The organism is Roseivirga sp. (genome assembly GCF_965216855.1).
Lineage (GTDB): Bacteria > Bacteroidota > Bacteroidia > Cytophagales > Cyclobacteriaceae > Roseivirga.
This window is the reverse complement of the sequence record NZ_OZ244204.1, coordinates 1011443-1023469: the sequence shown is the minus strand read 5'-3', so window position 1 is coordinate 1023469 and position 12027 is coordinate 1011443. Positions and strand designations below refer to the sequence as shown.

Genomic DNA, 12027 nt, shown 5'->3' with positions numbered 1-12027 from the left:
TGTTAGCTATTGTGTAATGACTACAATTGGATGTCGTCTGTGTTATTGAATGGAGTTGCAAGAATTTAAAAACAAGGTTTTACCTCTGAAAGACCGGCTATATAGAATAGCACTGCATATGCTTAAATCGGTTGATGAAGCAGAAGATGCACTTCAGGATGTAATGGTGAAACTATGGGATAAAAGACAGCAACTCAAAGAGTACAGAAGTGTTGAAGCTTTTGCGGTAACAGTGACTAAGAACAGATGTCTTGATCAGCTGAAAAGTAAGAAGCATAAATATCACAAAGATGTACAGGAGTTGGAGGTAGACTCCGGTTTTGTCAGCCCTTATAAGAAGCTTGAGTTGAATGAAAGTATGAGGGTGATGGTGAGAGCGTTTCAGGAACTTCCTGATCAGCAACGGCTACTCATTACACTAAGGGATTTGGAAGGGTATAGCTATGAAGAAATCGCAGAGCAAACCGGACTGCAAATCAATAATATAAGAGTAGGACTCTCCAGAGCAAGAAAAGCGGCAAGAGAAGCCTATCTAAAAGTGGTGAATTATGAACAACAGTAATTACATAGATCAACTGATTGAAAAATATTACAACGGGGAAACTTCTCTGGAAGAGGAAAAGCAACTCCAGGGTTTCTTCAAAGGAGAAGACATCCCCGACCACCTGAAAAGTCATAAGGATCAGTTTTTAATGCTGAATCTATTGAGTAGTCAGTCAGGAACAATTTCTGATGATCAGCTTTTTGCGAAGCTGGATGCCGGGATATCTGATTCGAAGGTTATTCCAATCAACCGTTCAGCAAACTTCTTTACCTGGACATACAGAGTAGCTGCAGCAGCAGTATTGGTGCTGGTCGGCTTCTGGATCGGTGGGCAGTTCAGTACGGATAGCGATGTAGATGCTATTCGTCAGGAGCTCGCAGACCTTAAAAGTCAGCTACAGAGCAACTCCGCGAGTGGAAGATTGCAGGCAGTGAGTAATGTTTCCGGCTCTGATCAGTCTAGTGAAGAGTTAGTGCTTACGCTGGAAGCTGTAATGAAGAACGATCCGAACATGCATGTAAGAACAAAAGCGGTTGAAGCTCTTGCAAAAATGGGTAAAAGCAGGGGAGTGGTTAGTGCATTATCGGGAGCCTTGCTTGAGGAAACCGAGCCTGCAGTTCAGATTGCCATCATTGAGGCGCTGGTAGGCCTGGAAGAAAGAGAGGCCATTGGCTCACTCGAGAAACTCACCGAAAATGAGGAGGTACTGAAGGAAGTAAAAGACGAAGCCTACATCGGTATCTTCAAACTAAAAGAAATGTAAAACAACAAGAATAAATAGCGGACAGTCCAAAAGTTTAAACTCAAATATCTGAAAACAATAAAACGATGAAAATGAATAGATTAAATAAAGCTATGCTGATGATTGCCTTAACGATCATCGGCCTGATGGGCGCAAAGGCCCAGGATTACACCATGGATGTTTCCAATCCATCCTCAAAAACCCTTCACATCAAAGAAGTGAATAAGGTGAGTGTTGAGGCGTACGATGGGAACCAAATTCAAATTGAATCCAGTAGCCATGGCGAAAGACCGGAAAGGGCAGAAGGTCTGAAACCCTTGAGTGCCAGAGGAGAGGATAATACTAACCTCGGCCTGCATGTGAGTACAGATGGTGATATGATTACCATTTTCCAGACAGCCAGAAGAGAACAAGGGTTGTTCAAAATCAGAGTGCCTAAGGGAATGAAAGTCAAAATTGAACATACTGGTCAATGGGAAGGTGGTAAAATCGAGGTGTATAATGTTTCTACTGAACTTGAAGTTTCAGGGCGTTACAACTCGGTATACCTCGAGGATATTACAGGCCCGGCATTAGTGAATACGGTTTACGGAAGTGTAGAAGCTAAATTCAGTGCGCTAAGCCAGTCAGGTCCAACGTCTCTGGTGTCAGTTTATTCAACAGTAGATGTTACTCTTCCTGAGACTAGTAAGGCCAATGTTACAGTGAGAACACCTTATGGTGAAGCATACTCAGATTTGAATATTGAATTTTCAAAATCTGACGAAATGAAAAAAATAAGCTCACCGGTAAAAGGAACTTTAAACGGAGGAGGAGTAGATCTAGAGCTTAGAGCCTCTTACGGAAACGTTTATCTCAGAAAGAAATAGGTCAACAACCCCGGTATAACAACCGGGGTTTTCATTTAACTCAAAATAACATGAAACAAATCTTAACACTTATACTCTTCTGTTCAATGACCACAGGTCTTTTTGGACAGTGGTCGGTAGAAAAAAATTATAAACTCGAAGCCAATGAAAAACTTTCGCTGGACTTTGAGTATCCTGAAATCGTCAAAATCAGTACCTGGGACAAGCAGGAAGTGCAGATCAACGCCAGAGTACTGATTAATGGCAACGATGCGACAGAAGATTTTGAAATTTCTGATAGAAGAAACTCAGGCAGGTTGTCCGTTTCTTCAAAACTGAGAAATCTCAATAAGTACGATCGCAGAAATATCATCATCTCAGATGACGATGATGACGACAAAGTTTCAATCAATTCTAAAGGAAACAGTATCACCATTGGTAAGTCCGGCAAGAATGGTAAGAGCTATTACAATGGTACTGAGATAGAAATTGTTGTTGAAGTTATTCTCCCTAAGAATGCCGTAGTGGATGTTCAGGCTAAATATGGTATGGTAGAAGTGGTCGATGCACCGCAAGAGATAGAAGTATGGGCTAAATACGGAGGAGCAGATATTAAAGTAGATGAGGCCAGTATTAGGTCGCTGGAGGCTTCTACAGATTGGGGACAGATTTTTTCAAACCTTAACTCAAAATTGTCTGTGGGTGGTGATGATATGATCGGCAAAAATATGAGAGCCAGGCTTAGCAATAATAAAGGGTCGAGCCAGGTAAGAGTTGAGTCCGAATATGGCAATGTTTACCTAAGAAAGAACTAGTCATGAAAGCATTGCTTAGTATTTTCTTAGTTCTTCTTAGTCTTACGGGTGTAGCACAAACTGAAGTGTTTGAGAAATCTGTAAAAGTAGGAGACAAGAGAGTAGCCATTGATGCGGAGTTGGTCGATCAGATCAAAGTGTCTCACTGGAACCAGGAGACCATGTCTGTTAAGATTACATATTCAATCAATCAGGGTGAATTGAATGATGCTCTGGAAATATCGCTGGATGAAAGTGCAGGACGGGTTAAACTCGAAGTTGAGCTCGATAAGAGAATGATCGAAGATGCCGATTTCTATGATTGCGATAAAGAGCATTCCATTAACTGGAACCGAAACGGAAGAAGAAACGGTGTCTGTCTTGATGTATTGGTTGAAGTAAAAGTACCTTCCGGAATCGAACTCGATGTGGAATCAGTTATTGGAGACCTTTTCATAGAAGGCTCTTATAAAGAAATTTCTGCTAAGACCGTTACCGGTGATATAGAGCTGGAATGGCCTGAAAACCAGGGAGCAGAAATTGACATAAAAACAGTTAATGGAGCTATCTATACCAATCACGAGTTTACGGCCAAAAGCGATAAGGGACTGCCTCAGATTAGTTCTCACAAGGTAGAGGCGAACCTTGGGAACGGAGGGAGTTATGTATCACTAGAGACAGTTACCTCGGACATCTACTTCAGGAAGCTGAAGTAGCATCATGTTAAAGAGGCTTAACTAGTGTTAAAATTTAAGACAGGTGCAACATTTTTCCGTTAGAGATCATCTATAGAGTAAATGATCTCTTTCAGTGAGTAACTATTCTCAAATTGAAGAGTCTGAAAATAAACTGTAACCCGATGTTCTACCAACCAATGTTTTACCCCGAAGCGATGAATAGCCAGGACAAAATCACCATTAGCGGTGTGGTTTTTCATGTGGAAGACGCCTGCCGTAGTTTACTTCATAACTATCTGAAATCATTGGCCCGAAAACGTAATCAGCAATTAGAGGAAGAACGGATTGCAGAATTATTATTAGAAGAATTAAAAGAAGAAGGTAAGCAAGTCGTTACCAAAGAAGAAGTTGAACATCTGATTCAAAAGACAAAACACTTACAAATGCCTGATTAGTTTTTGGTTTGAGATATATTTAGCATACAAGTGTTTTCTATCCTTAAAACCCCGGTTCTGCCGGGGTTTTTCTTTTTGAGCAAGAATTGACATGCTATGCTCTCATGCTATTTTGTTTTTTTAAGAAAAATTGAATTATGACGAGATTTTTAAAATCATCCAGCCTGGTATTACTTCTTATCTCTTATGGCGGTTTAAAAGCTCAAAGTTTTGACTTTGCTCAGAATCAGATAGCTGTCTGGGAAATGGCAAAATCCAGAACAATAAGAGTGGCCCAATCAATGCCGGAAGACCTATATAGTTATAAACCTGTACCGGAGGTTATGTCATTTGGTCAGCAAATGGTACATATTTCCAATAGTATGCTTTCAATGAATTCAAGGTTCATTCTAAAGAAATCATATAATGGAATAGAGAAAAATGCTGCTAATCTGTCTAAGTCTGAGATTATTGAAGAGTTAACAACGGCTTTTGATGAGGTAATCAGTCTTATGCGTAAGCTTACTGATCAACAATTGATGACAGAAGGAAAACCCCATGGAGAATTTCCTTTAACAAAATGGCAATCATTACTCTTTATGAGAGATCATATTACAAATCATAGAGCAAAAGCCGTTTTATATCTTAGGTTAAATGGAATAAAACCTCCCGACTACGGGTTTAATTAAATTTACCAGTCTCTTTTGCTCTTAATTAATTCTGCCAACTGGTAAACAGCCATAGCATACATTGGGCTATGGTTATACCTGGTAATTACATAGAAATTGTAAAAGCCATACCAGTGTTCCTTGTCATTTTCATTTTCAAGAATAATAAGTGTAGCAGGAGTGTTTCCTGCAATGCTTTTTCCAGGCTTGATTCCTAAGGCAGTGTAGTCCGATAGCTTGTTTTTCGGGCGAAGCGATTGTTTGTTCAGGTTGGTGACTTCCCTGCTGAAGGTTGCAGTGGTTGCAATGGGCTCACCTTTTTTCCATCGATGAACCTTTAGATAATTAGCTACACTGGCTATAGCATCGGTAGGGTCATTTACCAAATCAGCATTTCCTCCTTCATCAAAACTCTTGGCATAAGCCAGATAACTGCTTGGCATAAATTGGGTATAGCCCATAGCTCCTGCATATGAGCCTTTAATTTCTTTAGGGTTCAGGTTTTCTTTGGTGCTCAGCTCCAGATACTTTGCCAGCTCTGACCTGAAAAATTTTCCTCTTTTAGGGTATCCAAAACCCAATGTATAAAGCGCATCCAGTACCTGATAGCTACCCTTGATTCTTCCGAAGTAACTTTCAACCCCTATTATGCCCAATATGATCTCTTCTGCAACCCCCGTTTCACGGCTTACTTTGGCCACAGTGGTCTGATGTTCTTTCCAGAATTCTATCCCGGCATTTGCTCGTTCATCCGTCACAAAAATCTTTCGGTATCTCTCCCAGGTCATGGTTCCCTCTGCCGGTCTGCTGATCTTATCAATAATTTCCTGTTGAAACTGAGCTGCACTAATAATTTCACGAACCTCCGTTTCACTTACCCCATGTTTGCTGGCGTAATCCTTAATGAAAGCATCGACTTCCTGTTGGTTCACCTGTGCCGTAAGTGTGACAGAAATAAAAAGAGAGAAGAAAAGGAGAAGTTGTTTCATATAGGAGAATTTGCTTTTAAATATAGGAATGCCTTTCCAAGGGCGAAATAGATGTTTCATAAATGGTCTTTCAGTTTAATGATCATTATCTTCCGCCATGTTTACCAACAATGATATTGCCAGATTCAGAGCCGATACGGATGGCGTACAAAATGTAATCCATTTCAACAATGCCGGGAGTTCACTCCCCACCAATCAGGTGACCCAGGCCGTTTTGGACTACATTCGTGAAGAAGCAATGGTAGGAGGCTATGAATTGCATGCCTTAAGAAGCGAAGAGTTGGAAGGAGCTTATTCCTCAATTGCCAGATTGATCAATGCCAGTGTGGAGGAAATCGCTATTGTTGAGAATGCTACTGCTGCCTGGAATGGAGCCTTTCAGTCGATCGATTGGCAAGAGGGAGATGAGATTATCTGTAATCAGCCAGATTATGCCAGTAATTATCTGGCGTACTTGCACCATCCTACAAAGCCGATTGTAAAGGTGATTCCTAACAATGATCAGGGTGATGAAGATTTGAGTGCTTTTAAGGAGCTGATCACTTCAAAAACCAAATTGGTATCCATCACACATATGCCAACTAATTCAGGTCATTTAGCCCCGGCCGAAGAAATAGGTGCTATCTGTCGTGAACATGGTATCCTGTTCCTGCTCGATGCCTGTCAATCGGTAGGACAATATCCTATCAATGTTGAAAAGCTCAACTGTGATATGCTTTCTGCCACAGGGAGAAAGTATCTCAGAGCTCCCAGGGGGACCGGGTTTTTATATGTTCGCAAAGAAGTATTACCCAAGCTTACTCCATATACGATAGACCTTCACTCGGCAACATGGACTGGTAAATCGTCTTACGAGATCAGGAAAGATGCCCGTAAGTTTGAGAATTGGGAAGGCAATAGGGCCAATCAATTGGGTCTGAAAGTAGCAGCTGATTATGCATATCAAGCCGGAATGGATGATGTCTGGCAGAGAGTAAGCCATTTGGCAAGACTGATCAGAGCGGGGATTCAGGAAATGGATCATGTTACTTGTCATGACATTGGTACGCGCCTTGGTGGAATAGTATCATTTACTGTTGAAGGGAAGACCGCCAGTGAGGTTCAGCAGTATTTGCTTTCTCAGGGGATTAACGTGAGCTGGAATGGTGTTCCTAATACCTATCTCGATATGACCGCTAAGGGGTTGGAAGAAATAGTGAGGGCCTGTGTGCACTATTATAATTCAGAAGAGGAGGTTGAATACTTCCTAAATGCCATAGGGCGCTTGGTACCTTAATTTAACCTGAAATCAGTTTAGGGTTTAAATAATTATGGTTAGTTTTCGATTCGGCATTCCGTAACAATAACCAAAAATACGCACACCACTCTGATCTAGCTACTATCACCATTATTTATTCTACTAACTATGAAAAGTGTAAAGCTTACTTTAATCACATTTATTTTTTTACTGCCATTTTTTACCAGGGCTCAGGTCGACATTAAATATGGAGATATTGAGCCGGAGGATTTTGAGATTATTTCCTTTAATGGAGATAGCTCCGTTTCGGCCATTGTATTGGCTGATATTGGCTTTTCCGAAATACAATACGATCCCAACAATGGTTGGTACTTGTATTTTGAAAGACATAAAAGGGTTAAAGTCATTAATACTGAAGGTTTCGACCAGGCAGATATCAGCATACCACTTTATGAATCCAATGGAAGTTCTGAGAAGCTAGGTTCATTTAAGGCTGCTACCTATAACCTGGATGGGAAAAAGGTAAATGAGACCAAAGTAAAGAAGCGAGATGGTTTTGAAGAAAAAGTAAACGAGAACTGGAGTCAGATGAAGTTTACCATGCCCGATGTGAAGGCAGGCTCTATCATTGAATATACCTATGATGTGCGTTCAGACTTTTTATTCAACTTACAAGACTGGACTTTTCAGAATTCCATACCTACCCTTTGGAGTGAGTACAGGGTCCTGGTACCTGAGTATTTCATTTATCAAAGAATTATGCAGGGTTTTCATCCTTTCATTTTGAATGAAGAAGGAACTACTTCTGGTACTATTACCATCATGGATCGTACCAGAACAGGCTCTTCAAGTAGAGGTGTGACTACTGCAGGTCGAACAACCACAAACCGCTATGACTACATGAAATATGTGAATCACTGGGGAGCAGAGAATATCCCTGCCTTTAAGCCCGAGCCATACATGTCAAGTGTGGGTAATTATATTTCCAAAGTAGAGTTTGAGTTGGCCAGTACTAAAGATGGTGACGGAAGTATTACTAAGTACATGGGTACGTGGGATGAGATTAATAAAACTATGCTGGAGAATCAGGACTTTGGTGGAAGGTTGTCAGGTAATGGATTTTTGAATGACATTGTTGCTAATGCTACGGCTGGAAAAAGTAGCCAAATGGAAAAGGTACAGGCTATTTTCGATTATGTAAGATCCAATGTTGAATGGAACGGATACTACAGGAGGTACGCTGATGAGAGCTTTAGAAATGTACTGGATAAAGGAACCGGAAGCTCAGCCGAAATCAATCTGCTTCTTATTAATATGTTGAGAAAAGCAGAGATAGAAGCCAATCCTGTATTGTTGAGTACAAGAAATAATGGTTTCATTAAGAAAGATTTTGCCATTTCCTCTCAGTTCAATTATGTGCTGGCTGAGGTAGTCGTAGATGGAGAAACTATGCTCATAGATGCTACCAGTAGGTCTCTTCCGATGGAACTACTGCCTACCCGAGATCTTAATGTAGAAGGCCTAAGGGTTTCCGCTACTAATCCTGGTTGGGTAGAACTCAGTACCAAGGGAACTTACACTACGATCATCAGTGCCGCACTTGATCTTGATGAGAGCGGCAGCATTTCTGGTGAAGTGTCAGCCAGGTATATGGGGTATTCCGCTGCTAATATGCGTTCAGATTTTAATGATGAGGATGAAGATTTCAAAGAAACTGTAGAGGAGGACTATGAGTGGACAATTGACAGCTTGTCTGTTGAAGGTGAGAAAGAGGCTGCCGATCCATTTTATGTGACTTATCAGATGGAAACACAGAAAGGAGTTGAAGCACTGGGAGACTTGATGTACGTCAATCCGTTTGTTTTGGGTAGAGTTGATGAGAACCCATTCAAATTGGAAACCAGAGAGTTTCCTGTTGACTTTATTGCAAGTCAGAGGTTTACTTACTCAATGACACTTAATATTCCGGAAGGTTACGTGGTTGATGAATTACCTGAACAGGCTGCCATGGCTTTACCGGGCAATGCAGGTATCTTCAGATACCTTATTCAGAATCAGGGAGAATCCATCATGATCAGATGTCAGTTAAACCTGATGAAGCCTTTGTTTACCAGTATTGATTATCCAGCTCTAAGAGAATTCTATAATCAAGTCGTTCAGAAGGAAGCTGAGCAGATCGTGTTGAAGAAAAAGACTGACGAATAAATTGCTGCTGCATGCTAACCAAAACCACATACTGTATACTATTTCTTTGCCTCTCGGTAGGGCAGCTATTAGGGCAGTACGAGATTAGTAAAATCAATTTCGATCTGGCTAAGCCTGACGAGGTAAATGCAGTCATCAGAAAGGATGAAGGAGTATTTAATATCAACGACTTTACCAGCGCTACATTCACTCAGCATTATGTAGCTACCATTTTCAATAAGAAAGCTGATTTCCTTGCCGAGATAGTTGAGTATTACGATGGTCTTTCATCGGTTAAAATTGAAGAGGCCCGAGTGTATGATGCCTTTGGTAAGGAAATCTACAAATTAAAAAAGTCAGATATAGTAGACCAGAGTAGTATCAGCGGTTTTAGTGTCTATGAAGATAGCCGCATCAAATACCTGGATATTTCACAAAACAGATACCCTTATACCATTGAGTATGTAATAGAAAAGACCTATGAACATACCTTTCATCTACCCTCATGGTCTGTATATGTTGATGAGGCCATTGCAGTAGAAAGCTCTGAATTTACCATGTCAGCACCATCTGGTTTAGAACCCCGTGTGTACCAGACCAATATTGATGATGAGGTTTTCAGCAGAAAAGAAGCTGACGGTAAAGTCACTTTGCATTGGAGCTTTGAGAATATGCCTGCGCTGGAAGAGATGTATTATGGAATGGAGCGAATGGAAAAGCTTCCGACCATTACCACATCGCCATCCAAGTTCGAGTTTGACGGCTACCGTGGGGATTTCTCTACCTGGGATGATTTTGCGGGTTGGATCGAAAAACTGAATGCCGACCGAAATGATATAGGAGAGGAGTTAAAAGGAAAGCTAAATTCGCTTGTAGCCGATGCTCCCAATGACAGGGAGAAGATCAGGCGTATCTATAACTACCTTCAGGAGAATACCAGGTATGTAAGTATCCAATTAGGAATTGGAGGTTATCAGCCATTCAAAGCTTCAGTAGTTGATGAAATGGGCTATGGTGACTGTAAGGCCCTTTCGTATTTTACCAAGGCCATGTTGAGCACTGTTGGTATAGAGTCAAAATATACCTTGGTTTCAGCAGGTCGCAATCCAAGACCGATTATTGAAGACTTTCCTCAATCGAACTTTAACCATGCCATCCTTTGCGTTCCTAATAAGGGCGATACTGTTTGGCTGGAATGTACCAGTCAGACCAATCCTTTTGGTTATCTGGGTACGTTTACAGGAGATCGGGATGTATTCTTGATTGACAACGGTAAAGGCAAAATTGTTAGGACACCGAATTACGATGAGACGGATAACCTGGAGAAAAATGAAATTTCCATTGCACTTGAAACTGATGGGAACGCCAGAGCTACAGTGAAGACTACTTTAGGGGCTCTCGTACATGAGAAAAACAATCTTAACTTTATTGTTCACAAAGGAGAAACAGAAAAGAAACAATGGATGCTTTCCAATGCCGGTTTTTCGAACTTCGATATGCTGAGTTACAGCATAGAGCGGAACAAAGATGACCTGCCACAAATTGAATTAACAGGGGAGTATCTGCTTAAGAAATATGCTCAGGTTTCTGGTAAAAGAGTATTCTTTGAATTAAACCCAAAAGCAGGAAAGTATAGTCCGGTAAGTAAGCCAGACTCACTCTCAAGTGGCAACTACTTTGAGATTAAGACGGGCTTTACTCGGATTGATTCCGTTTCAATTACTTTCCCTGAAAGCTATCGTTTTGAATATGCGCCTGAATCACAGAGTATCTCTACTCAGTTTGGAGAGTTCGAAACGGAGATCAGTCAGGAAGAGGGTAGATTAACCTTTGTGAGAAGGCTTGTTTTCAAAACAGGTAAATATGATGCAGAAGATTATGCCGCCTATCTGTTGTTCGTTGGCATGATCAATAAGAATGAAAACCCTAAAGTGGTACTCAATAAGGTCACTGAAGAATAGCAGAAATTTTACGTTATCACCGAAATGCCTCAATTGGTTGAAAATCACCGGTTGAGGCATTTTTTATTCGCTGAACTATTGGCGTTATTTTACTATTTGTCAAACTGATGGTTGACAAATATTCAAGTCAGCAGATTAAGTCAGCTTAACCTATATGCATTAGTATTCTGTAAAGTGGGCTTATCAAATAATTTTAAATATTTGATTATCAGATAATTGAATATTAACTCAGCGTAAACTTCTTTACCCTTTCATTAAAGAATTTCTCAGCGATTTTCTTAGAAAAATCTCTTCCTAATTTTACATATATGAACATTGGAGGGGCTTGAATTAATTAGTTGCCCGAGTTCATAAAGTAAGCTTTGAACAATTTGGCATGAGTAGTTCCGGGGTTTTTAAGAGAATGTGGGATTTGACCATTGAAGTAGAGGGTGTCACCTTCCTTCAGGTGAATCTTCTGATCGAGAAGACCATAAATAATTTCTCCCTCCAACAGGTAAACCAGTTCATAGGAGTCATTAGCCAGGGGCTTTCTGAATACTCCCGGCTGAACAGTAACGGTAACCACTTTAACCGGATGGTTATGGATGATTTTAGACATCAGGTTTTCGTAGGTAAGACCTTTAGAGTCATACCTCGATTCAATGGCACCTTCACCTTTTCTGATCAGTGTATATGATGTCTCAGGCTCTTCATCAACCGGCTTTACCAATTCTGACAGAGGCTCCTCAAGTGCTTCTGAGATTTTATACAGAACCGGCAAAGAAGGCATGGTTCGGAAGTTCTCGATTTTTGAAAGCAAACCAGGGGTTATGCCGCTTTTTTCAGCGACTTCAGCCAGGTTCATCCCTTTCTCTTTTCGAACGTCACGAAGCTTTTTGCCTATGGCACTTAGTATGTCAGATTTCATGCAATACCAGATTGGAAATTTTAAATGTAAGCAAAGGCA

The 12027-nt window shown here is 40.7% G+C and carries 12 protein-coding genes; 10 read left to right on the top strand and 2 right to left on the bottom strand.

Annotation, left to right across the window (positions count from 1 at the left end):
* Window positions 1-49: 49 nt before the first annotated feature.
* The 7 genes from ACOOEY_RS04530 (at window position 50) to ACOOEY_RS04500 (ending at window position 4728) form a co-directional block, all read left to right on the top strand.
* Window positions 50-562: an RNA polymerase sigma factor gene (locus ACOOEY_RS04530; RefSeq protein WP_420387482.1), complete on the top strand. Its 513-nt coding sequence runs from the start codon at window positions 50-52 to the stop codon at window positions 560-562.
* Window positions 549-1307, top strand: a complete 759-nt coding sequence (locus tag ACOOEY_RS04525; protein WP_420387481.1) for a HEAT repeat domain-containing protein — start codon at window positions 549-551, stop codon at window positions 1305-1307. The genes ACOOEY_RS04530 and ACOOEY_RS04525 overlap by 14 nt, the downstream gene beginning before the upstream one ends.
* Window positions 1308-1378: 71 nt before the next feature.
* Window positions 1379-2155, top strand: a complete 777-nt coding sequence (locus tag ACOOEY_RS04520) for a hypothetical protein (protein WP_420387480.1) — start codon at window positions 1379-1381, stop codon at window positions 2153-2155.
* Between the two features lie 50 nt (window positions 2156-2205).
* On the top strand, window positions 2206-2949 hold the full coding sequence (locus ACOOEY_RS04515) for a hypothetical protein (protein ID WP_420387479.1): 744 nt from the start codon (window positions 2206-2208) through the stop codon (window positions 2947-2949).
* Window positions 2950-2951: 2 nt separating this feature from the next.
* Window positions 2952-3644: a hypothetical protein gene (locus tag ACOOEY_RS04510; protein ID WP_420387478.1), complete on the top strand. Its 693-nt coding sequence runs from the start codon at window positions 2952-2954 to the stop codon at window positions 3642-3644.
* Between the two features lie 143 nt (window positions 3645-3787).
* A complete protein-coding gene (locus ACOOEY_RS04505) occupies window positions 3788-4060 on the top strand; it encodes a hypothetical protein (RefSeq protein ID WP_420387477.1) in 273 nt (90 codons plus the stop codon).
* A gap of 137 nt (window positions 4061-4197) precedes the next feature.
* Complete coding sequence (locus ACOOEY_RS04500; RefSeq protein ID WP_420387476.1) at window positions 4198-4728, top strand: DinB family protein; 531 nt, start codon at window positions 4198-4200, stop codon at window positions 4726-4728.
* Between the two features lie 2 nt (window positions 4729-4730).
* On the opposite strand, the gene mltB is transcribed toward ACOOEY_RS04500, so the two are convergent.
* The gene (gene mltB, locus ACOOEY_RS04495; protein ID WP_420387475.1) at window positions 4731-5696 is read right to left on the bottom strand and encodes a lytic murein transglycosylase B; all 966 of its coding nucleotides are present in this window, start codon (window positions 5694-5696) and stop codon (window positions 4731-4733) included.
* Between the two features lie 97 nt (window positions 5697-5793).
* On the opposite strand from mltB, the gene ACOOEY_RS04490 reads away from it, so the two are divergent.
* The 3 genes from ACOOEY_RS04490 (at window position 5794) to ACOOEY_RS04480 (ending at window position 11078) form a co-directional block, all read left to right on the top strand.
* Window positions 5794-6972, top strand: coding sequence for an aminotransferase class V-fold PLP-dependent enzyme (locus tag ACOOEY_RS04490; RefSeq protein ID WP_420387474.1), 1179 nt, complete (start codon window positions 5794-5796; stop codon window positions 6970-6972).
* 129 nt (window positions 6973-7101) lie between these two features.
* Window positions 7102-9138 carry a DUF3857 and transglutaminase domain-containing protein gene (locus ACOOEY_RS04485; protein ID WP_420387473.1) on the top strand — a complete coding sequence of 679 codons (2037 nt, stop codon included), beginning with the start codon at window positions 7102-7104 and terminating at the stop codon, window positions 9136-9138.
* Between the two features lie 11 nt (window positions 9139-9149).
* Complete coding sequence (locus tag ACOOEY_RS04480; RefSeq protein WP_420387472.1) at window positions 9150-11078, top strand: DUF3857 domain-containing transglutaminase family protein; 1929 nt, start codon at window positions 9150-9152, stop codon at window positions 11076-11078.
* A gap of 334 nt (window positions 11079-11412) precedes the next feature.
* Here ACOOEY_RS04480 and ACOOEY_RS04475 read toward each other — a convergent pair whose 3' ends face one another.
* Complete coding sequence (locus ACOOEY_RS04475; RefSeq protein WP_420387471.1) at window positions 11413-11988, bottom strand: helix-turn-helix domain-containing protein; 576 nt, start codon at window positions 11986-11988, stop codon at window positions 11413-11415.
* Window positions 11989-12027 lie beyond the last annotated feature (39 nt).

Coding starts and splice junctions, on each gene's coding strand:
- ACOOEY_RS04530 (WP_420387482.1), top strand. CDS start 50: ATGGAGTTGCAAGAATTTAAAAACAAGGTTTTACCTCTGAAAGACCGG.
- ACOOEY_RS04525 (WP_420387481.1), top strand. CDS start 549: ATGAACAACAGTAATTACATAGATCAACTGATTGAAAAATATTACAAC.
- ACOOEY_RS04520 (WP_420387480.1), top strand. CDS start 1,379: ATGAATAGATTAAATAAAGCTATGCTGATGATTGCCTTAACGATCATC.
- ACOOEY_RS04515 (WP_420387479.1), top strand. CDS start 2,206: ATGAAACAAATCTTAACACTTATACTCTTCTGTTCAATGACCACAGGT.
- ACOOEY_RS04510 (WP_420387478.1), top strand. CDS start 2,952: ATGAAAGCATTGCTTAGTATTTTCTTAGTTCTTCTTAGTCTTACGGGT.
- ACOOEY_RS04505 (WP_420387477.1), top strand. CDS start 3,788: ATGTTCTACCAACCAATGTTTTACCCCGAAGCGATGAATAGCCAGGAC.
- ACOOEY_RS04500 (WP_420387476.1), top strand. CDS start 4,198: ATGACGAGATTTTTAAAATCATCCAGCCTGGTATTACTTCTTATCTCT.
- mltB (WP_420387475.1), bottom strand. CDS start 5,696: ATGAAACAACTTCTCCTTTTCTTCTCTCTTTTTATTTCTGTCACACTT.
- ACOOEY_RS04490 (WP_420387474.1), top strand. CDS start 5,794: ATGTTTACCAACAATGATATTGCCAGATTCAGAGCCGATACGGATGGC.
- ACOOEY_RS04485 (WP_420387473.1), top strand. CDS start 7,102: ATGAAAAGTGTAAAGCTTACTTTAATCACATTTATTTTTTTACTGCCA.
- ACOOEY_RS04480 (WP_420387472.1), top strand. CDS start 9,150: ATGCTAACCAAAACCACATACTGTATACTATTTCTTTGCCTCTCGGTA.
- ACOOEY_RS04475 (WP_420387471.1), bottom strand. CDS start 11,988: ATGAAATCTGACATACTAAGTGCCATAGGCAAAAAGCTTCGTGACGTT.